This is a genomic window from Chryseobacterium shigense (genome assembly GCF_014207845.1).
Lineage (GTDB): Bacteria > Bacteroidota > Bacteroidia > Flavobacteriales > Weeksellaceae > Chryseobacterium > Chryseobacterium shigense_A.
In genome coordinates, this window is sequence record NZ_JACHLC010000001.1 from 164,784 (window position 1) to 187,705 (window position 22,922).

A 22,922-nucleotide genomic window follows, 5' to 3' on the forward strand; every position below is an offset into this window, starting at 1 on the left:
AAAAATTACCGTGAAAAAAAATATCATTATCAGTGCAGTATTATTCGGAGTATTTTTCCCGAAAGCACAATTATCAGACTCATTAAAAACAGGAAATAAAGTGACATTTTCTGCCTATGCAGAACTTTTTTATACGTATGATTTTAATGAGCCTGCCAATCATCTCCGTCAGAACTTTTTATATTCCTACAACAGGCATAATGAGCTCAATCTGAATTTAGGATTGGTAAAAGCGAATTACCAGAGTGAAAACCTCCGCGCCAATATTGCTTTAATGGCCGGAACTTATGCACAGGACAATATGGCTGCCGAACAGGAAGCATTACGTTATGTAAATGAGGCTAATGTAGGAATCAAAATTTCAAAAACCGGAAATTTATGGATTGATGCCGGAATTATGCCTTCCCACATCGGTTGGGAAAGCGCTATAGGAAAAGACAATATTAACCTGACCAGAAGCTTTGCCGCTGAAAATTCTCCTTATTTTGAAACCGGGGCAAAAATCTCATATACATCAGACAGCGGAAAATGGTTTTTAAGCGGATTGGTGCTAAACGGCTGGCAGCGGATTGCAAAACCGGAAGGAAACCAAAGTATCTCCTTCGGGCATCAGGTGACTTATAAGCCAACAGAAAAGATAACCCTGAACAGCAGCTCATTCATCGGAAATGATAAATCAAAAGAGGAAAAAAGAATGCGCTATTTCCATGATCTTTACGGAAGTTTTCAGTTAACAGACCAATTTTCCGCTTTGCTGGGTTTTGATATCGGAGCAGAACAGAAAACAAAAGGAAGCAGCAGTTATAATATCTGGTACACTCCAAATATATTAATGAAATACCAGATTGACAACAAATGGGCCCTGGCAGGAAGATTGGAATATTATAACGATAAAAATAGCGTAATCATCAGTACCGAAACTCCAAACGGTTTCCAGACCTTCGGCTATTCCCTGAATGTAGATTATGCAATTCTGAAGAACGTAATTTTCCGTACAGAAGCCAGAGGATTTACTTCCAAAGATGCCATTTTTGTGAAAAATGATGAAATGAAACAAGGAAACTTCTTTATCATAACAAGCTTGGCCGTCTGGTTTTAGAAGCCGGAAAAATTAGTATATAATTAACCACAAAAGTCACAAAAGTTTTTTAGTGCTTAAGTTATTTAAAGTTCAGTAATTTGTGGGTAGGAAGTTCATAAAAGATCAATGATTTTTCTTCTGACTAATGACAATTACTGAACCGGAGAATTCCCCTCCTGTGGAGGGGTGTCAAAAATTCAAAGAATTTTTGACGGGGTGGTCTTATAAAGAACACCTGAAATAACCGAAAACAAAACTTTTGTACTTTTCAATTAAAAAATAGTAAAGAGAAAAATCCATGTCATCAGCAAAACATTTTTTAGAACTGATCCAGAAATCCCGGAAAGGAAAATTCAAGATCTATATCGGGATGAGCGCAGGTGTGGGGAAAACTTTCCGTATGCTTCAGGAGGCGCAGTCCCTTCTGCGGAACGGCATTGATGTAAAGATCGGTTATATTGAAACCCATGGCCGGGAAGAAACGGTAGCTCTTACCCGCGGGATTCCTGAAATACCGAGGAGATCGGTTTTTTATAAAGGTAAAAGTCTTGAAGAAATGGACCTTCAGGCCATTATCAACAGTCATCCCGAAGTTGTGCTGGTGGATGAACTGGCCCATACCAATGTAGAAGGTTCGAAAAACAAAAAAAGATGGCAGGATGTGCTGGAAATCCTTGATAATGGAATCAATGTGATCAGTGCGATGAATATCCAGCATATTGAAAGCCTGAATGAAGAAGTCAAAAATATCACAGGAATAGAAGTGTCAGAACGGGTTCCTGATAAAATTTTAAGCCTTGCTGATGAGGTAGTCAATATAGACCTCACCGCTGATGAACTGCTGACCCGTCTGAAAGAAGGAAAAATCTACAAAAAAGAAAAGATCCAGACGGCACTTACCAATTTTTTTCAGAGCGGGCATATCCTGCAGCTCCGGGAACTTGCTTTGAAGGAAGTGGCTGCCCATGTGGAAAGAAAAGTGGAAACCGAGATCAAGACCGAAAATTTTAAGCCTATAAAATTCCTGGCGTGTATTAGCAGTAACGAAAAGATTGCTAAAAACATTATCAGGAAAACAGCCCGTCTGGCGAGCTATTATAACAGCCCGTGGACGGTTATTTATGTTCAGAAACCCTCCGAAAATCCCGAAAAAATTGCCCTGGACAAACAGCGATATTTGATTAATAATTTTAATTTAGCACAGGAATTGGGAGCAAAGGTGATCCGGATAAAAGAAACCAGTGTCCATAAAGGAATTCTGGACTATGTGATCGCTCATAATATCACAACGGTCTGCATCGGGAAACCCCATGCACAGCTCTGGCAGCGCCTTTCCGGCTACAGTTGGATTTATACACTGATGAACAGGCTCAATGAAAGGCAGATAGATATTATTATTTTATCTTAGAAGTAATGAAACTTAAAACAAAACTTACTTTAGGCGTAGGTCTTTTATTCTTACTGATCGTTCTTATGTCAGTGATCGGGTCCGTCTATATCAATAAACTGAAATCCGATACCGAAAAAATCCTTACAGCCAATTACAACAGCCTGGAGTTTTCCAAAAATATGCTTCTTGCACTGGATAAAATTACTACTGACAGTGCTGTTGCTGTTACGGATTTCCAGAAAAATAATAAACTGCAGGAAAAAAACCTTACTGAATTCGGGGAAAAAGAAGCAACCCAAAGCCTGAATCTTCATTTCAACAGCTACCTGAAACAACGTTCCCCGGAAAAAGAAAAACTGATCCGCGAAGACCTGGCCAGGATCATGTCCCTCAACATGAAAGGTATCGAAAGAAAAAGTGATATTGCCATCATTACTGCTGAAAATGCCACTTTCTGGATCGTGAGCCTGGGAACCATATGTTTCCTGATTGCTTTTACCCTGCTTTTCAACCTGCCCCAAACCATTGCTGAGCCTATTAACCAGCTGACATTCAGTATCAGGCAGATTGCAGCTAAAAATTATAATGAAAGAGTACATTTCAAAGGAAGTGAGGAATTTAACAGTCTTGCAGATTCTTTCAATACCATGGCGGAAAAACTTCAGGAATATGAAAGCAGCAGTCTTTCCAAGCAGCTGATGGATAAAAAAAGAATTGAAACACTGGTCAATAATATGCATGATGCCGTGATAGGGCTGGACGAGAATCATTTTATCTACATGATCAATGATGAAGCCCTGAAAATCACCAATCTTCATAAAGAAGAAATTATAGGCAAGACGGCTCATGAGGTAGCGGTGAATAATGATTTAATGCGTGAACTGCTTAAAAACATAGATCATCCGGTAAAAGAACCCATTAAGATTGTCCGTGATCATAAAGAAAATTATTTTGAACAGGATATTATCCCCATCAATATTGTTAAAACCGGCGAAAAAGAAACAAAATATATTGGAAAAGTAATCCTTCTGCGGAATATTACCCCTTTCAAAGAGCTTGATTTTGCCAAAACCAATTTTATAGCTACCATTTCCCATGAACTTAAAACACCGATATCGGCAATAAAAATGGGTGTACAGCTGCTGGGGAACCAAAAATTCGGGGAACTGAATGACCAGCAGAAAGAGCTTTTAAAAAGTATTAATGATGATGGGCAAAGGTTACTGAATATCACCGGAGAGCTCCTGAACCTTTCACAGGTAGAAACCGGAAACATCCGTCTGACGATGGAGAAATGTTCACCTAAAGAAATGGTACAGGCAGCCGTGAAAAATGTTGAAAAACTTGCAGAACAGAAGAATATTCCGATCCGGACCGAATATCTTATAGGAGATAATGATTTTGTGAATGCTGATTTTGACAAGACAGTCTGGGTGATCAATAATTTCCTTACCAATGCGGTAAAACATTCTTTCCAGGACGAAAATATCCAGGTTTTGGTAGAAAAATCAGATTCGATGATCCAGTTCAGCATTACAGATACCGGAAGCGGAATTGATGAAAAATACCATCGACAGATTTTCGACAGGTACTTTCAGGTTCCCGGAGAACAGCAGAACGGGACAGGTCTCGGACTGGCTATTTCCAAAAATTTCATAGAAAAACAGAATGGCGAGATAGGAGTGAAGAGTACTCCGAACCAGGGAAGTACTTTTTATTTCAGGCTGCCTGTAGTTTAAACTGATTTCATATAAAAGCTGGATTCAAATATAAAATTGAAACAGATACAGAAGTAGTTGTAAAGATTCAACGAAATTCTTTTAAATTTACAGAAAAACAAAGACCTCTCTATGAAAAGACCTGCCAGTCTGTTATTATTCCTGTTTTTCTTCTATGTCTCCTCTCAGGTTTCTAATAGAACAGCAGCTATCGTAAAGCCTATTGGAAAATATAGTTCTTTCAGTGATAGTAATGAAAATATTAAACAGATTGAAGACAAACTGTTTAAAGAAGCAAGCCCTGAAGAGCTTATGTCTTTGGTTGAAGATGGCAAAACTGTTTATGTAAAAGCCATAGCCGTTAATGTATTAGCCAGAAAAGGAGAGGGCATCAAAATATTGGAGCTTTTTAAAAGAAATCTTCATTCGGAGGAGAAATTAGTTCACCGGACGACTTGTTTATCGAGCGAATATCCTTTATCCATACATATCTTTGAATCAGTTTCCATAAGTGGCAGTTTTTCGGAAGAAGAGAAAGAAAATCTTGAAGGTAAGATGGTGTCTTTAGCCCTGAATGCTAAGCCCATTAACAGGGAATTGCTGGAAGCTCTGAGTTATGGCATGCCAATCAATGCTGATAATTATTCTAAAATCAGGGCACTGGTCATTGAAACAAAATCACCAATGCTGCTTACTGCGCTCGCAAACTATAAAAATCCCAATGATATAGAACTGATTAAAAGTTTTGGCAAAGAAGCTTATCCTGCGATTGAAAACTTCCCCGATCCGAAGTTTCTGCCGTTCATGAAGGAGCATATTAAAGATTCTTCCGAGTATCCTTTTATGTTTGCATTAGCCAAATTTTGCAGTGAAGAAGCTAAAGAAATAGTGATTAAAGCTATTGAGTACAACAAGGAGCTCAATAAAGGACGTGATTGTGGTAATGAATGCCTTTCTTTTCTTTACCAGCAGATTGATAAGGAAAAATGTAATTTATATGCTCCGGTATTGGCAGATCTTTGGATAACAGATAAAATCATTTCATTTGATATTCTGGACTCTTATGAAAAAACGCATACCCAAAGTGAAACAGAAAAATTTCTTTTGAATGGATTTTCAAAGTCCGGGGAGGCGGAGATTATTGCCGCTAATGCGTATGATGTGGACCAAGTAATGGATTATGTATCCGGCGATATGACCTTTGACGGTAATTTAAGGCTTGCAAAGCTGTTGGAAAAAACAAAAAAGATTTCTCAGGAAGCCTATAAAAAAGGAGTAAGGAATTCTCTTCAATATATTGATGATCTCGATTTTGACCGTTTTATTTCCAAACTGAAAGACAATGCTTCAGTACTGCAAAATAAAGATATTCTTCTGGACAGGCTTAAAAATAATGAAACTGCTTATGGTACCCTCATTATTATGGACGGAATAAAAATGCTTAACGATAAAAAACTTTTCAATGAAGGAGCAGCCATTGTGATCAGCAGAAAAAAGGAATTTGAAAAATCCCAGGTATGGGAAAAAAGCTACAGAAACTTTATTAAAGAAAATAATATTAAAGAATAACCGGGATATGAACAATTTAAAAATATTCTTAATCAGTATTTTTTGCCTTCTTATGCATTCACATATGTCCGGACAGGCTTTTAAATTGGAAGAGCTTGCTGCGTTCAATAAACTTGATATGGCTACTTTTAAAACAGAAATCAGAAAGCACAAATACACATTTTACGACAGAACGGAAAGTCCTGATTTTATTCTTTTTGAATACGACAGTCCTGATTATGTCTATAAAATAGGAAAATTCGAATATACAGGAGAAAACTCAGAGAATCATATTGAGTTTCAGTTCAAAGACAAAAAAGATTATAATTTCTATGTAAAAGCAGTTCTGGCTGCAGGCTATAAACAGACAACAACAGGAAAGATCATTACCGATGAAGGTTATACCGATTACTTCAAAAATAAATCTCATATCAGGATTGTTGAGCCCGAAAACGCAGAAGATAGCTACACGATTCTCGTTTTCAGATAGAACAACTTTCATTTTGTTTCTGAAGCATCAAAAAAACAGAGCTGTAAAAAAATTACAGCCCTGCAGATATAGATCAGGTTATTAGTTTAGTTTTTAATGAATTTCCGGACTACTGTTTTATCTTTTGTAAACAATGTAATGATATAGCTTCCTTTGGCCAGTTCAGAGACATTCACGGAATTGCCGTTTACACCTTTCGCATTCAGAATTCTTCCTGATGCATCATAGATCTCTGTTTTAATGATTTTTTCACCGGATCTGATGTAAAGGATATCCTGAACCGGATTAGGATAAATCGTTATATTTTCCTGCGGTTTAGCTTCAGCAGCAGCCAGTGTACCTCTTACAGTAGTAGTGTAAGTGTTGGTAATAATCGGAGCATTATAATCAAAATAAATATTCGCGGTATTGCTGAACGCATCTCCTGTTGCCAGACTGGTTTTCGTTTTGATCTTGAAAGAAATATATCCGTCGTTATGATCATCATCAAACGGCAGCTGTATATTCTCAAAAATAAATTCAGCTGTATTGGTTCCGGATATTCTTGTTACAAAGTGATGACTTCCGTTTAATGGGGTCAGTGTGGAAATATCAAATTTTGAAATGTCTATATTATCTTTTACAACAATATTTCTTGCATTGGCAGTACCTGTATTCTCAAAACGGATCAGGTAATGTACAAAATCACCTACCTGGGTTTGGGAAATCATGGTTCCTTCAAGACAGGTTTTATCATTCGGATCCAGGGAATTGACAACTGTCTGGTTCAGGGTAAATAGGTTGTCTGCCGGTGTATCATCCGCAGCTCCGTTAATCTGTGCAGTATAATGAAGGATATCGCCATCGTTTACCGGAGGGGTATCGGTAGGTGTATTCAGTTCAAATTTAGCCTTGATTTCTCTTGTTTCAAAAGGAAGAAGGTTTGAAAAGTTCCAGCTTAGGCTTCCCGTTGATTGTGAATTAGGGGTTACACTGGCATTCAGGAAATCCATTATATTGTCATTATAGCTGAATATAACAGTTCCGGACTGCATGGTTGTCCCTTTATTTTTAAACACGATTTTATAATCAGAATTAAATCCTGGCACAGCAGAATCTAGCGGAATAATTACAATTTCAAGATCAGGGTGCGAACCATTGGCTGCAATACAGAAATTTTGAGTCAATGGACTGGCTTGTGCAGGGAAATTGGCGGTGAAAGATGCCGGGGAAATATTGAAGTAAACCGGGTTTTCAAGAATTGGCACCACCGTATGAGATCCTGCCTGTACCGGAACAGAATAATTTCCTGACTGGTCACCAATAATACTTCCCGTAGTTCCCCCACCTGCAATATTGAATTTTTGAAATGTCTTATTCAGATCCGCCGGATCGCAGCCGTTTCCGTTAAGGTCGTATTTTGTATTCCCTTTGATGGTATAGAAAGTTCCGCCCGGAGTGAATGAACAGTAAGAATTTACAGTTACATTATTATATCCGAATGAGGTATTATTGGCAATTGTCTGGTTAATTTCAGATTCATCACAGCAGATATAGCTTAAATTGGGATTGTTTTGATAAAGACCGCTGGTTAGCCTGCCGTTTTTCATGAAAATACTCTGCAGATTGTTATTGGGAGCATTAAATGAATTCAGAATTGTATTATTGCTGATATTAAGAGAAGTAAGCTGGTTGTTATTAAGGAAAAGCGTCTGCAATAAAGGAACTCCCGAAAGATCAATACTTGTGAACTGGTTATTGATGATTCTCAGGTAATTTAAAACAGGACTTTGATTTAAATTTAAAGTGGACAAATTATTATAACTGGCCTCAAGTGACTTTAATTTGGGTGTATTCTGAAGAACAAGAGAAGTAAGCTGATTGGCCGAACATACCAGATCTTCAAGTTTTGTTAAGTTGCTTACATTAAGACTCGTCAGTAAATTGCTGGAAATATGAAATCTGTACAGGTCAGTCAGTGAACTTACATCAATACTGGATATTTCATTGTCACTGCAAAGCAAATACTTCATGGTTGAGCTTCCTGCAAAATTAATGGTCTGTACTTTTCCTCCCGTACACGTCAGGATATTCATTTTTGGAAGATTGGAAATATCAAGGTTGACAATATGAGCATTCTTAACACTAATATTTTCCAATACGGGACAACCCGTAAAATTAGCTGAAGACATATTCGTATTATTATCAAAGCTTACCAGTTTTATTTTCGGCATTCCACTTATATCTACAGAAAGGATATTCGGAGAATCGGATACATCCAGGTACTCCAGGTTCACGAAAGATTTTACACCTTCTATCGAGGAAATCTGGAATGGACTGCCGTTTGAGCTGTAGATCGTGATATTCCTGATGTTGGCTGCTTCGGAAACCTGTATTTCCCCATCATTGTTAAGGTCCATAAGTATCCAGTTACCCGCAAGATCCTGTGTGATATGGTTGGTAGCACTACCGGAAAGTAGATTAGCCTTAAATTGCAGGTCCGGAATATTGACAATCTGCGCTATAACAGATAAGTGTGCCAGGAATAGCACGAAAAAGTAGAGTTTTTTCATGGTTCAGTGATTATTTGTTTTTATAAATATATAAAAATTATATTATAAAAAATAATTACTTTTTAATTTTTATTATTTCACATAATTTTAATTTTGTTTGTTTTTATTTAATTAATTTATTTAAATATTGATTTTGTGTTAATTTAAATAAAAAATAAACCATTGAAATCTGGTCTCAATGGTTTATTTTATCATGTATTAAAGAAATTACTGCTTTTCTATCAGATCCAGAAACTCCTGTTCATCCAGAATTGTGATGGTTCCTATATCCTGGGCCTTTTTCAGTTTGCTTCCGGCCTTTTCCCCAACTACAAGGAAATTGAGGTTTTTAGACACAGCAGAAATATTTTTTCCGCCATGCTTTTCCACCATTTCCTCAGCCTGTTCCCTTGTAAAAAGCGATAGTTTTCCGGTAAAAAGGAAAGCCTTTCCTTCCAGAACATTGGATAGAACCTCATTGGTGCTTTCACCCTTTTCAAGCTGTACTCCATAAGATTTCAAACGCTCGATCATCAGTACATTTTCCGGGTTATTGAAAAACTCTACAATGCTTACGGCAATCTTGGTTCCAATATCTTCCACCTGGCAAAGCTCTTCTGCAGTGGCAGCTTTTAACTCATCAATAGTGGCAAAATTTTTCACCAGCTTTTTGGCAACCGTTTCACCCACATGCTTGATCCCGATTCCGTAAAGCACCTTTTCAAAAGGAATTTCTTTCGATTTTTCAATTCCCGAAATAATATTCTGGGCAGATTTTTCCGCCATTCTTTCAAGAGGAAGAAGCTGTTCTTTTTTTAAGGTATAGAAGTCTGCCGGATTTTCAATCAGTTTTTCCCTGTAAAGCTGCTCAATTGTTTCGCTTCCCAGGTTTTCAATATTCAGGGCCTTTCTGGAAACGTAATGGATCATTCTTCCTACCACCTGAGGCGGACAGTGAAGTTCATTCGGGCAGAAATGAATGGCCTGGTCTTCTATTTTTACAAGCTCCGTCCCGCATTCAGGACAGTGTTTGATGTATTCTATCTCTTTACTTTCTACTGTTCTTTTTTCGGTATTGACAGCTACGATTTTCGGGATGATCTCGCCGCCTTTTTCCACATAAACAAAATCATGTTCGTGCAGATCGAGCTTTTTGATAATGTCTTCATTGTGAAGAGAAGCTCTTTTAACAATGGTTCCTGCCAGTAAAACAGGCTTCAGGTTGGCAACCGGGGTAATTGCGCCTGTTCTTCCCACCTGGTAAGAAACACTCTGAAGTTCAGTTTCTACCTTTTCAGCTTTGAATTTATAAGCCATAGCCCATCTTGGTGATTTTGCCGTATAGCCAAGTTGTCTTTGCTGCTGTAAAGAATTTACCTTTAAAACGATACCGTCAATTTCAAAAGGAAGATGATGTCTTTCGTTATCCCAGAAGCTGATGAATTCTTTAACCTCATCCATCGTTTTGCAGAGTTTGGCCTGCTGCGAAGTCTTAAAACCCCAGCTTTGTGCTTTTTGCAGCAGCTCCCAGTGACTTTCTGCCGGAATATCTTCAGAAATAAACTGATAAAGTACAGATGACAATCCGCGCTTTCTTACCTCACCGCTGTCCTGCATTTTTAAACTTCCGCTGGCAGTATTCCTCGGATTCATAAAAGGATCTAAGCCCTCTTCTTCACGGAGTTTATTAATTTTGTCAAAATTTTTCCGGGTCAGGTAAATTTCACCTCTCATGAAAAAATGAGCAGGGAAATCACCTTTCAATGTCAAAGGAATATCCGAAATAGTGCGGACATTTGCCGTAATTTCATCCCCTTGAAAACCGTCACCGCGTGTTACAGCCTGCGCCAGTTTTCCGTTTTCATACAGGATAGAGATAGAAGCGCCATCGTATTTCAGCTCTGCAACAAATTCTACAGGATCATTGATGGTCTTGATAATTCTCTTCTCCCAATCTTCAAGATCATCAAAATCATAAGAATTATCCAGGGAATACATTCTGAATTTATGCTGAACCGTTGGAAAAACTTTGGTAATACCACCGCCCACACGTACGGTAGGTGAGTTTTCGTCATAGAATTCAGGGTATTTTGCTTCCAGATCCTGCAGTTGTTCCAGAAGCATATCAAACTCATAATCCGAGATGGTGGCTGCGTCCAGAAGGTAGTAATTTTCGTTATGCTGATGAAGCTCTTTGCGGAGCTGTTCTATTTTTTGCTGTATGTTTTCAGGCATTGCTTTCTATCTTTTGAGCAAAAATAGCTAAACTAATTTCATTAAAAAATACTGTAATTAAATATTATACAAATATTAAAAAGCTGTAATATGCTTTAAGCAGCTGGCTGTCTTTATTTTAAAACAATTGTTTAAATTAATTTAACATCGCGTTATGATTTAATTGAAAATTTGTTAAAGCTCCCTTAAACAGGCAGTCCGGAAAGTCAAAATACCTTTGCACATCTGATTTGAGTCATAAAAATTAATAAAAAGATTTTCGGAAGAGATGAGAAAAGTAAAGATTGTACTAGGATTATTGTTTTTGGGATTTGGAACACTGACGTATGCACAGACTACGCAGGCTTCTATTGTGGGAAAAGTAACAGGGCTGGGCAGTACTGCTCAGGAAAGAGTGAAAGTAACGATTGTGAATGAGTCTACAGGGTTCAGGACGGAGACGGAGACCAATTCGAAGGGAGAATATATCTTTAAAGAAATTCCTCTTGGCGGGCCTTATACGGTTATTGTGAATGATGAAAAGAAAGAAGGATACAGCGTCAACTTCGGGGATCAGGTTACGGTCAATATGAGTTTAGGCGGCACACAAAACCAGATAGAAGAAGTTGTGGTTACCGGAAACCTGAAAAACAAAATCGGAAACCTCGGGGCGGCTACAGCTATTTCTGCTAAGAATATCAGCATTCTCCCGGTCAATGGAAGAAATTTCAACAATCTTACCGAATTATCACCATTAAGCGGGAAAGGTGGAAATTTATCCGGGCAGCTGGGATCTTCAACCAATTTTACCATTGATGGGATGACGGCTAAAAACCCAACCTCTGCGGGAGCTACCACCAGCAGGAGCAGTGCACCGTTTTCTATTTCGATAGAAGCTGTAAGGGAATTTAAAATTACCACCAACCAGTACGATGTAACCTTAGGAAGAAGCGGTGGAGGAACCGTAAGTGCTGTTACAAAATCCGGAACGAATAAATTTTCAGGAAGTGCATGGGAGTATTTAAGAACCAATTGGCTTTCCAGTCCGTATGATATCAGGGGAAACAAAAGGGAAAATGATTTCTCTACTTCCCAGTTTGGGTTTTCACTGGGCGGACCGATCATTAAGAATAAATTACACTTCTTCGTTGCCTGGGATCACCAGCTGGATTCAAGACCTTTGATTATTGCAGATATCAAATCTCCGGATGATGAAAAGAGGTTTAATGTAACAACACAAACCCTGAATAATTTCCTTGATATTGCGAGAAAGAAGTATGGGGTAGGGAACTCACCTCAGTTCGGGACCTTTGATAAAGTGAGAAATTCTGATGCAGGGTTTTTACGTTTAGACTGGCAGATCAGTCCCAGGCATTTATTAACCTTAAGAAACAACTTTACCTACGATCTGAATAAAAACGGATTGGGAGACAATACCAATATCAATTTCTTCGAATCTTACGGAAATGATAAAAACCTGGACAACAGTTTACTTTTAACCTTAAGATCGAATTTAAAACCTAATTTAACGAACGAACTTAAAGCACAATACCTTTATACCTTCCAGGACAGTTACCAGAACAGTGAGCTTGGAAAACCGGTTCCAAGAGCGATTGTAGAAAATATTATTTCTCCGGGGATCGGGGCTACCAATATCCAGATCGGGGGACACCGTTTTGGCCAGGAAAGCTTTAGAAATAATGTCATCCAGGTTGTAGATAATTTGTATTACAATACAGATAAAGTAAAATATACTTTCGGGACGGATCTGATGTATACCACAGCGAAATCGGTATACGGAAGCGAGGTGAACGGGAGATTTCATTTCAGGGAAGAAGCTGCCAACCCCGGCAATCTCTATAATTTTAACAACCTTACGGCCTACAGGTTTTACAGGGAAGTACCTTTAATGGAAGATACGTCCGTGAGATCAAACATATGGAACATTGGAGTTTATGGGCAGTTTCAGACGAAGATTGCCAAAGGTCTGGATTTAATGGCCGGTTTAAGATTAGACTACGGAGGCTATCCCAAAGCTGAATTCAACCAGAAATTATATGATGAAATGGGAATCAGAACGGATAATAAGATCAAATCTTTTGTCATCCAGCCAAGATTCCAGATTGAATGGAACTTCAACGAGCAGAACAAAGACTTCCTGAAATTCGGAGCAGGAATTTTCTCTTCTGATATCAACAACTATATGATTATCAATAATCTTGTCTTTGACGGAAAGCACCTGGCAACAGTAGATGTAGACCCTTCTGCCATAGGTCTTACACCTGATTTCTACAGCTACAGGAATGATTACAGTACGGTTCCTACACTTTCTCAGTATCAGATCCCAACTATCAATTATACAGGAGAAGATGCCAAAATCCCAATCGTTTACAAGGCTAATATTTCCTATACTCATTTCTTCAATGAGAGATTCAGAGCGGGAATTGCAGGATATATGGCTTTAGGAAGAAACAATTATTTCTATTATGACCGGAACATGGTTTCCAATCCATATTTTACATTGGCTAATGAAGGAGGAAGAGGGGTTTATGTGCCGGCTTCTTCAATCCAGGGAGCAAAAGTAGACTGGAAATACGGAAGAATCAATAATAATTTCGGAAGAGTATTAGAGCTTGTAAGTGACGGAAAAGTGAATCAGTTCTCATTTGTGGTGGATACCAGCTACCGTTACTGGAAAGATGGGGAGATCACAGCGAGTTATACATGGTCCGATATTAAAGATAATACATCATACAACGGAAACGTAGCCAATTCAGCAACACTGTTCACTATGATCCAGAGCGACCCAAGAGACCTTAGAATGACTTATTCCGATAACCAGTTCAGGAATAAAATTGTTATTTACGGTAACTCACCTACCGTAGCAGGGTTTACGCTGGGATTAAGATATTCAGGTATCGGAGGAACGCGTTTCTCAGTAACTGCAGGTGGAAATATCAATGGGGATTTTGTGGATTCCAACGATCTGGCTTACATCTTTCCGGAAATCATCACCCAACCGCTTCTTAATGATCCGGAAGTAGGGCAGGCACTGAAAGACTATGTCGAAAAATACAACAACGCCATTGCAGAACGTAACGGGGGTAAAAATGGTTTTTACGGAGTCTGGGATGTTCGTGTGGCAAAGAAAATTAAGTTTGAAAAGATCGGCGCATTTGAGTTTTCCGTAGACATCTTTAACGTTGCCAATCTCCTTAATAAAGAATGGGGTGTGAACAAATCCTATGGAAATATGGCTTTGTACAGGGTTACTAAATTCAATCAGGTTACGAAACAGTTTGAATACGTTAAGAATACCAGCGGTTTAGCGCCGCTTTCCGGGAATCCTTACCAGATCCAGATTGGTGCTAAGTACAGCTTTTAATATTTAAGCACTACCTTTATCAAACGTTTTTAAGTTTTTTATTTAATTATCCAATTATATTATGAAAAAATTTATCTTAGGGTTAACAGTTTTAAGTACAGTAGCAATGCAGGCACAAACCCAGATTATTGCGCACAGAGGCTATTTCCAGTCTCAGCCGCCCACAACAGAAAATTCCATTACATCTTTGGAAAACGCCCAGAAATTAAAGATATACGGATCCGAATTTGATGTGAGAATGACCAAAGACGGTATTCTGGTCATCAATCACGATGAACATCATGGGGAAATGGAGATTTCCGAAACCTCCTTCAAAGAACTGGAAGCATTGAAATTATCTAACGGTGAAAAGTTCCCCACATTGAAAGATTACCTGAAACAGGGTAAAAAAGATCCGTCTTTAAAGCTTATTGTTGAGATCAAGCCCGCCAAAACTCCGGAAATAGAAAACGAGATCACTCAGAAAACCCTGAAAATGATCAAAGATATGAAGCTGGAAGGGCAGTGTGAATATATTTCTTTCAGCCTGAATATCTGCAAAGAGATCAAAAAGCTTGAGCCAAAATTCAAAGTACAATACCTGAACGGAGAACTGTCTCCTGAACAGATCAAAAAAGAAGGCCTTGACGGAATGGATTATCATTACAGCGTATTCCAGAAAAACCCTGCATGGATCTCCGATGCAAAAGCATTAGGGCTTATTACAAATTCCTGGACAGTGAATGATCCTGCTGTTTATGAAGAACTGAAAAAACAAGGGATAGGTTTTGTGACTACTAATATTCCGGACCAGTTAAAAAATAAATAACAGATTTGGTTTTAAAATAAAGCCGTATAATACATGTACATAGCCTGTTTCTTTTTAGGAACAGGCTGTTTTATATATATGAAAACCAGTATTTTGAACTTGGTTTGTTATATTTTCTTAAAAAATTCATTACAATTTTCAGTATAATATTAAAAATTAAAATTCCGTTAAATCAGTGTGATTGCGGCACTATAAAAATGTTCTTTCGTAAATTTGTATGAGAAATAATAGTATTATGAATATAAACGGAAAGAATGCCATTGTAACAGGTGGCGGAAGAGGACTTGGAAAAGCAGTTGCCCTTGCTTTGGCAAATGAAGGAGTAAATGTTGCCATTACAGGAAGAAATGAAGAAAACCTTAAAATGACGGTTGAAGAGATCAGGCAATTTGGAGTAAACTCAACATATGCCGTTTTTTCTGTAGACAATGAAATTCAGGTAAAAGCCGGAATAGAATCTTTGGCAGAACAATTGGGAGGTATTGATATTCTGATTAATAACGCAGGAATAGGAGATTTTGGAACCATCGAAGAAATGCCTTCCGAAACCTGGGAGCAGGTCATTAAAACCAATCTGTTCGGGGTGTATTACGCTGCAAAAGCAGTTTACCCGTTTATGAAAGCTAAAGGCGAGGGAGATATTGTAAACGTAGCATCTACCGCAGGTTTGAAAGGCGGTCCTAATATGTCAGCTTATGCAGCTTCAAAAGCTGCAGTGGTTTCCCTGTCACAATCCATGATGGCAGAATGGAGAAAGCAGAATATCCGTGTAATCACCTTAACACCAAGCACCATTGCTTCCGATTTGAGTATCCAGAGTGGACTTACAGACGGGAATCCCGATAAAGTACTTCAGCCTGAAGATTTTGCAGAATGGGTAAGGGATATTTTAAAAATGAACAGAAGAGTATTAATTGCTAATGGTTCTATTTTCTCTACGAATCCGTAGAAGTTGTCGGGATTCGTGTTACAGAATAATTGAACACATTATTAAAACGGTAAAATATTCAATAGGAGCGGGCTTTAGCCCGCTTTTTCAATGAATGTAAATTCATCCGGCTTTAGCCAAAACATAAAAATCCCTCATCCTCTGCTAAGTATTAACACCTTTGCGGTCTTAAAAACATTCTGTCCATAGAAACTTTGCTTCTTTGCGATTAAAATAAACCCCCATTATTCTCAAAATATACAATACTCATGTCACTTCAATTTTTTTAACAATAATAACATTCCTATTTTTGTACTAAATTATTGACTCACATGCAAAATTATTTAGAATTCAATTTCAGGATTTCTCCATTGCAGCCATGGAACGAGATATTAATGGCAGAGCTTATCGAAATAGGTTTTGACAGCTTTACAGAAGAAATCGACGGAATTTTAGGATATATCCAGAAAGAATTGTTTAAAGAAGAAGAACTTAAGGCACTGCCTCTTTTTGAGAACGAAAATGTACAGATCAGCTATACTTACGAAGAAATGCCTAATATCAACTGGAACGAAGAGTGGGAAAAAAACTTCTCACCCATCAATATTGATGATAAAGTGCTGATCAGGGCAGAATTCCATGAATCTGTACCGGGAATGCATGAAATTATCATTCAGCCTAAAATGTCTTTCGGAACAGGGCATCATCCTACAACACACCTGATGATCCAGCAGATGATGGATATTGATTTCAGCGGTAAGAAAGTACTGGATATGGGCTGTGGAACTTCAGTCCTGGCAATTTACGCAAAACAAATCGGTGCGGGAGATACAAAAGCTATCGACATCGATGAGTGGTCTGTTGAAAATTCAAAAGAAAATGCAGCCAGAAATAATGTTGAACTTGATATTGAACAGGGAACTGCCGAAAATTTGGGGAAAGAAAATTTTGATATCATTCTTGCCAATATCAACAGAAATATACTGATCTCTGATATTCCAACCTATGTTTCCGTATTGAATGAAGGAGGAAAATTACTGCTTTCAGGGCTGTGTTTCTTCGATGTGGATGACATCCTTGAAGTATGTAAAGAAAACGGATTGGAGCTTAAAAAGAAGCTGCAGCGTGAAGAATGGGTAAGTCTGCTACTGGAAAAATAATAAAACAGAATATTACTATGAAATCTTTAATAACCGGGTTGTTTTTAATGGTGTTGCAATTTATTTCGGCACAGGATGATAATATGGTGTATGCTGATGGAGTTTTTGGCTTTGAAGAAAATAAAACCCAGAAAATCTTTACAGACTGGACCAGAGTGAGAAAACTACCGGATGTAAAATCTGAAATAACAGATTCATTGCAGACCAATCAGCAGGTAATGATTCTTAAAAAGGAAGAATCTGTCTTAAGATTGGGGGAAAGAGGTGCCAATTGGTATAAGATATCGTATCAGAAAGGAGAATTGGTTTCGGAAGGTTATATCTGGGGAGGCAATCTGTGCATTGGTTACCGAAACAAAAACGGTTACGATTTCCTTTTCGGTCTCTCCAAAACAGTAGACAGGAAAAATAAAGATTATAATGAAACCATAAAGCAGAATATTGCCGGAATAAAAGTTATTGAGGGTACCAATCTGATTGATGAGGTTTATTTTGATACAGGAAGTGGAGAGGAACTGAGTTATGCAACATTTACTGTTGAAAGCGGCCATAAGTTACAAAACGTGGAACTGACCCTTAAAGCTAGGGTTTCCGGTGAGGCATGCGGAATTGCAAGTTACGATCAGTATGTGTTCTTCAGGAATAAGAAATTAGTTATCCTGCCACAGCTGATGAACGTTGGGGATGCAGATGTATATTACCACTCTGAAGAATTTGTATTTCCTAATGATAAAGGAGGGATTCCCGGCGCCTTTATTTTTAAAATGGAAGAAATGGAAAAAGATGACAAAGACAGGGAAAAGAAAAAACGGTCTTCCAAAACCTATCTGTGGAATGGAGATTCTTATAGACTCAAATAAAAATAAAACCGCTGTAGAGATTGCAGCGGTTTTTTTATGATCTGCTTCAAATTGAGTAAAAACAAAAAAGACTCTACATTTCTGTAAAGTCTTCCTGAGTGAGCGCGAAAGGATTCGAACCTTTGACCGTCTGCTTAGAAGGCAGATGCTCTATCCAGCTGAGCTACGCACCCATTAAATAATTTTGAGAAAATTAATAAAACAGTCGGGGCGGCAGGATTCGAACCTGCGACCTCCTGGTCCCAAACCAGGCGCGATGACCGGACTACGCTACGCCCCGATTGATGGTCATCTAAGCGAATTTTACTTCGTTTTTGCGAGTGCAAAGATAGAAATTTATTTTTAATAAAAAAGAGAATTTTGAAAAAAAATAAAATATTAATGAACTTTATCAGGCAGTAATTAGTACAAGAAATATGGGCTTTTCAGGCTTAAAGAGTATTTTGTATTAAATATCAGTATTTTACGTTGTAATAATATTTCAATTTCAGAAAAGATCAGCAAAAAGCCTCTGGAAAAAATCCAGAGGCTTTACTTTTTATAATAAAACTGCAGTGCAAGTTCAATTTACTTTTTTATAAATTTTACGCTTTCTGCTTTTTTATCATTTTTAAATGTAATGAAATAGGTTCCTTTCGTTAATTCAGATACATGTATTTTCTGATCTGCAATAGTACCTGTTTTTACAATCTGACCAACAGCATTGTGAATTTCATACTTGGTATCATTGGCAATATTGGTAACATTTAAAATATCGCTTACAGGGTTTGGATAAATGCCAACAGTATTTTTTTCCTTAGTTACTTCGCCTGTAGCTAATGCACCAACAACCTTAAATTTTCTTTCTTGCGTATCAGTAAAATCATTACCTGCAATTATAGGTACGCCTGCTGAATTTAAAATTCTGTAATATCCTTCATATTCATAAAAACCGTCACCATAGCTGTCGTTAACAGTAATGGTATAACAGTCATTAAGAGGTAATACCCAGTTTTCAGTTATTAATGTAGGAAGCGGGGTGCTTGCATTTGGATTTGGAACATCTGCATATGGACCACCACTGTAAAGTACATTACCTGCACTGTTAGTTAGAGCCCATGTTGTTTCAGAACCCCAATAGTCAAGCTGTAATTCGAATGTGAAGTTTGTGTTTGATACAGGCGCTATATTTCCTATCAATACAGATGCTGTATTATTACTTGCTCTTTGGTCTGCGGTCCCATTAACAGATGTAATTTGTGCTGAAATATTACCGGTAGCTGTGCCAGTAGGAATATTAACAATAGCATATTTATCCTGTGCCAGATTTCCATTCCAGTTCATAGTCTGTACAGGTCCACCATTTACAGTGTAGGTAATTACAGCTGATGTAATCGAGCTTGTACCTCTGTTGTAAAGCGAAAACTGAACAGTAACGGGCGCTGGAGAATCAGCACATGCTGTCTGACTACAGTTTCTTTCTCCTTTAAGTTCAGCATCATTAGCAAATAATGGAATAGGAAGATCTGCGGTTGAAGTTTTCAGTTCCATTCTTCTGGGAGAATTATTCATTACAGCAACCATTCTGTCCTTCTGGTTAATCGTAAAAATGTTCATACATGTATCATATGTATAATCCATGTAATTTTCAAACATTTCATCAGGAGTTCCGCAAGAATTTGCTTTTGGGTGTGTTGGGCATCCTCCATTGGAAGTTCTGTGTGTTGGAGTATCTGCAACGTAATCTGTTCCACAGTTTAAATCTCCCCAGATATGTCTCAACCCTAAGAAGTGTCCTACTTCGTGTGTCATTGTTCTTCCACGGTCATAAGGAGCACTTAATAAAAATGTTCCGTCATTATATGTGCTGCTTCCAAAAGTTGCATAGTTAGCTACTACACCATCGGTATCAGCATACCCGCCATTTGTATTAAGTCCGGGTAGAGTAGAATTAGATGGAAATTGTGCATAACCAAGTAGCTCTGCGTCAGAGAAGTTTACGCTCCACATATTCATGTATTTTGTAGGATCCCAGATGGTAGTTGGTTTTACGTAAGTGTCAATAGCTGCTGTTGCCCATGAAGTTTGGCAAAGGTTTACACGGTCTATCCCATTTGTAGGGTTGCCTTTAGGGTCAACTTTTGCCAATGCAAACTGAATCATCGTATCTGCTCCTACAGGGCTGGTATTGGCTCCCGGAGTTCCTGCCAGTTTTCTGTAATCATTATTCATTACAGTAATCTGGGACTGAACCTGTGTGTCAGTAATGTTAGGTGCAGTACCCAAAGCCTGTCCGCTGTGAATAACGTGCACTACAACAGGAATTGTAATAATTCCGCCGTTCTGAGATTTGTTTGCCTGTGCATTGGCGATCAACGGGCCAATCCAGTTTTCAAATTCTTGCTCAGTCATCCTTTTCGGATCTTTCTTTTGCAGCATGTCTTCATATTCTGTAGAAGCACATCTTACAAAACCATTTGTTTTTCTTAGTTCCTCCAATGTATAGGTTTTGCCAAAAACAATCTTATCCTGAGAGTTTTTCTTTTGGCCAAAAGCTAAACAGAAAAGTGTTAAAAAAAGTAAAAACGGGAATTTAAAAGTAGTTTTACTCATCATCTGAATATATTTTGATTAATTGTCAAATATATTAATTTTTATTATTATTTTTAAACGTTTTTTTAAAAATAAATCAAATGATGTATAGATTTTCAATTGCATTCATTTTTGTTTTTTTATGTAGTTTGAGTTGTACTTCTCAACAAAAAAAGGATAAAGATGTAATTATGTCAAACGGCTTACAGGCAAAATCTAAAATTGAAAAAATTGAAGTTACTGAACAGACAAGAGGCACAAACAGACTGATTACGTTCACTCCGGATTCTAAAATTACATCCGTTAATGGAAATGTAACAACTTCAATATTATCCGCTGTAAACTGGGAAAATATTGTAAAGAATGCGGAAGCTATCGACCTGAGTAAGATTGCTTCGTTTCAATCCCCTACAGAAGGAAGGTTTGGAGACCGGGCCTTATATTCCAGTATACTGATTACGAAAGGTGGAAAGGTGTATGAATCGTCAAATTTTGATGCCGGAAATCCCCCGAAAGAATTGGAAAATTTATACAATGCTCTTTTTAGCGATAGAAAGGTTAAACAGAAGTTTCCTAAAAATAACATACGTTAATTACTTATCAACTAGATTTTAAAGACAAAGGATTTCTGAATTTTCTTTCTTATAAACAAATAAAGGGAATATTTTCAGTCATAAAATTTTCGTAAGATTTGTTATTCTTCATGCGAATTACCAATGTATAGTGCCGGGAAATAAGATGGTACCGAATTGTCATTTGACTTTTTAGTAGTAAATATAAAAGATTGATCTTTTATGAAGTAAATAAAGAAAGTATAAAACCACAAAAAGCTTGCAATAATGATTGTAAGCTTTTTGTGGTAATTTGTAATAATTTTCAAATCATATCATGACTTTCTTATCAATGAATATGAGTTTAATATTTGTATTTAAAATCCTGAAGGCTTACTTAAGGCTTGTGTAGAACCGTTTGTACCGCCCAGATCCTGAACAGTGTCATTGATATTCTGTTTGGTAATAAGATATTTATAAGCCATAAGATATAAATCAATGGTAAAATTGTTATAAGTTCCGTCCGGGTATCCCGTAGTATAATCCAGCAGCTTACTGTTGGTAAAATTGGCTGTGATATGCCAGGTCCCGTTGCTGCGGAATGCTGTGATATTAGGAGAGCCCTGTATCTTGTCATTAATCCCGTTACTTCCGTAATCCAGTGCCACTTCAGTGGAGCCGTTATTGAGCTTGAATGAATAATTGTGAACAACCACTAAAAATTTGGAAGCATCAATTTTAGTATCATAATCAGTAAGACCGGTAAAAGGTACTCCTGTAAGGGTAAGATTTATATAATTAAATAATCCGCTGCTTTCAAGAGTCGGATCATAAAGGTCCAGTGTGTTTTTGGAGGTGGCGAGAAAGTGGCCACCCGTTTTGTCGGGTTCGCCGGGATTCCTGAGATAGAGGGAATTGGTATAGCTTGCCCCGTTTACGTCCAATGTTTCTGTAGGATTGGCGGTATTTATTCCTACTTTACTGTTTTGAGCATTAATGAATAGGCTCATCATCAATGCAATGACTGTACTGTAAATTTTTCTTTCCATGATTTATCGAAGACCTGCCGGTGTGTTAGTTGAAGTTCCTGTATATGAATCGTCTACAGAACCTGAGTAGGTTCCCCAGTCTTTTATGAGTGCTTTTTCATAAACGCAGAGTGTAAGCGTCCATGTCCCGTTTTGTGCGGAAACCGTACCCGCTCCCTGAAAGCTTAAATTAATGGCGTTATAGGTTTGGCCTGCGTTGGTAACAGTGGTAACTTCTGTAGAATAGGCGCCATATGACTGATCACCCGGGTTCATTTTTAGCTCGGCTGCAGTAAAAACAGCACCGGTAATGGCAACAACATATTTGCTTGTTTCCAATCCTGTATTCAGTTTGACAACATCATCCTGGTTTACGTTATTCAAAGTAATGGTGTAGGTATTTACAGGTGCCACATTTCTAAGAGCAATATCCAGCAATTTTACCTTTCCTACCGGTGTTGTGTCTTTGGAGCGGGTAAGCAGGTAATAATTTCCTGTGGCATTGGCATTCTTGGTATCAATGACATAAGACTCTATCAGAGTTGCGCCTGTAACATCCAGCATTCCTTTGGGAGTTGTTGTTTTTATACCCACCTGTGCGTCCAAATGCAGAAAGGTAAAAAGCCCCAATAATGGCAGTATTATTTTTTTCATTCTAT

Annotated in this window: 16 protein-coding genes and 2 tRNA genes; 11 read left to right on the forward strand and 7 right to left on the reverse strand. The window is 37.8% G+C overall.

Translation table 11 applies throughout. The features are described 5' to 3' along the window. Positions 1-10: 10 nt before the first annotated feature. The 5 genes from HNP36_RS00760 (at position 11) to HNP36_RS00780 (ending at position 6,227) form a co-directional block, all read left to right on the forward strand. A complete protein-coding gene (locus HNP36_RS00760) occupies positions 11-1,099 on the forward strand; it encodes a porin (RefSeq protein ID WP_184161731.1) in 1,089 nt (362 codons plus the stop codon). A gap of 280 nt (positions 1,100-1,379) precedes the next feature. After that, a complete protein-coding gene (locus tag HNP36_RS00765) occupies positions 1,380-2,489 on the forward strand; it encodes a sensor protein KdpD (RefSeq protein ID WP_184161728.1) in 1,110 nt (369 codons plus the stop codon). A gap of 5 nt (positions 2,490-2,494) precedes the next feature. Next, positions 2,495-4,210, forward strand: coding sequence for an ATP-binding protein (locus HNP36_RS00770; RefSeq protein WP_184161725.1), 1,716 nt, complete (start codon positions 2,495-2,497; stop codon positions 4,208-4,210). A 111-nt stretch (positions 4,211-4,321) separates the two neighbouring features. After that, positions 4,322-5,758, forward strand: a complete 1,437-nt coding sequence (locus HNP36_RS00775) for a hypothetical protein (protein WP_184161722.1) — start codon at positions 4,322-4,324, stop codon at positions 5,756-5,758. Positions 5,759-5,765: 7 nt separating this feature from the next. Beyond that, a complete protein-coding gene (locus HNP36_RS00780; protein ID WP_184161719.1) occupies positions 5,766-6,227 on the forward strand; it encodes a hypothetical protein in 462 nt (153 codons plus the stop codon). Positions 6,228-6,313: 86 nt separating this feature from the next. Here the strand turns inward: HNP36_RS00780 and HNP36_RS00785 are convergent, their stop codons facing one another. Both HNP36_RS00785 and ligA read right to left on the reverse strand, forming a co-directional pair. Next, positions 6,314-8,779 (reverse strand): T9SS type A sorting domain-containing protein, encoded by a 2,466-nt coding sequence (locus tag HNP36_RS00785; protein ID WP_184161716.1) that lies wholly within the window; start codon positions 8,777-8,779, stop codon positions 6,314-6,316. Positions 8,780-8,986: 207 nt separating this feature from the next. Further along, complete coding sequence (gene ligA, locus HNP36_RS00790; RefSeq protein WP_184161713.1) at positions 8,987-10,993, reverse strand: NAD-dependent DNA ligase LigA; 2,007 nt, start codon at positions 10,991-10,993, stop codon at positions 8,987-8,989. Positions 10,994-11,261: 268 nt separating this feature from the next. Here ligA and HNP36_RS00795 point away from each other — a divergent pair, with 268 nt between their 5' ends. The 5 genes from HNP36_RS00795 (at position 11,262) to HNP36_RS00815 (ending at position 18,113) form a co-directional block, all read left to right on the forward strand. Further along, the gene (locus HNP36_RS00795) at positions 11,262-14,357 is read left to right on the forward strand and encodes a TonB-dependent receptor (protein WP_184161710.1); all 3,096 of its coding nucleotides are present in this window, start codon (positions 11,262-11,264) and stop codon (positions 14,355-14,357) included. Positions 14,358-14,418: 61 nt separating this feature from the next. Then, the gene (locus tag HNP36_RS00800) at positions 14,419-15,165 is read left to right on the forward strand and encodes a glycerophosphodiester phosphodiesterase family protein (RefSeq protein ID WP_184161707.1); all 747 of its coding nucleotides are present in this window, start codon (positions 14,419-14,421) and stop codon (positions 15,163-15,165) included. Positions 15,166-15,400: 235 nt separating this feature from the next. Continuing rightward, a complete protein-coding gene (locus HNP36_RS00805; protein WP_184161704.1) occupies positions 15,401-16,114 on the forward strand; it encodes a 3-ketoacyl-ACP reductase in 714 nt (237 codons plus the stop codon). A gap of 311 nt (positions 16,115-16,425) precedes the next feature. Continuing rightward, a complete protein-coding gene (gene prmA, locus HNP36_RS00810) occupies positions 16,426-17,253 on the forward strand; it encodes a 50S ribosomal protein L11 methyltransferase (RefSeq protein ID WP_184161700.1) in 828 nt (275 codons plus the stop codon). Between the two features lie 17 nt (positions 17,254-17,270). Next, positions 17,271-18,113: an SH3 domain-containing protein gene (locus tag HNP36_RS00815; protein ID WP_184161697.1), complete on the forward strand. Its 843-nt coding sequence runs from the start codon at positions 17,271-17,273 to the stop codon at positions 18,111-18,113. 99 nt (positions 18,114-18,212) lie between these two features. On the opposite strand, the gene HNP36_RS00820 is transcribed toward HNP36_RS00815, so the two are convergent. The 3 genes from HNP36_RS00820 to HNP36_RS00830 all read right to left on the reverse strand — a co-directional run bounded on the left by HNP36_RS00820 (position 18,213) and on the right by HNP36_RS00830 (position 20,708). Beyond that, a tRNA-Arg gene (locus tag HNP36_RS00820) sits at positions 18,213-18,286 on the reverse strand. Positions 18,287-18,318: 32 nt separating this feature from the next. Continuing rightward, positions 18,319-18,393, reverse strand: a tRNA-Pro gene (locus HNP36_RS00825). A gap of 287 nt (positions 18,394-18,680) precedes the next feature. Further along, on the reverse strand, positions 18,681-20,708 hold the full coding sequence (locus tag HNP36_RS00830; RefSeq protein WP_184161694.1) for a M43 family zinc metalloprotease: 2,028 nt from the start codon (positions 20,706-20,708) through the stop codon (positions 18,681-18,683). 167 nt (positions 20,709-20,875) lie between these two features. Between HNP36_RS00830 and HNP36_RS00835 the strand changes: the two genes are divergently transcribed. Then, on the forward strand, positions 20,876-21,277 hold the full coding sequence (locus tag HNP36_RS00835) for a hypothetical protein (RefSeq protein ID WP_184161691.1): 402 nt from the start codon (positions 20,876-20,878) through the stop codon (positions 21,275-21,277). A 335-nt stretch (positions 21,278-21,612) separates the two neighbouring features. Here HNP36_RS00835 and HNP36_RS00840 read toward each other — a convergent pair whose 3' ends face one another. Then, a complete protein-coding gene (locus HNP36_RS00840; RefSeq protein ID WP_228456203.1) occupies positions 21,613-22,284 on the reverse strand; it encodes a hypothetical protein in 672 nt (223 codons plus the stop codon). Between the two features lie 3 nt (positions 22,285-22,287). Further along, the gene (locus HNP36_RS00845) at positions 22,288-22,917 is read right to left on the reverse strand and encodes a hypothetical protein (RefSeq protein WP_184161687.1); all 630 of its coding nucleotides are present in this window, start codon (positions 22,915-22,917) and stop codon (positions 22,288-22,290) included. Positions 22,918-22,922 lie beyond the last annotated feature (5 nt).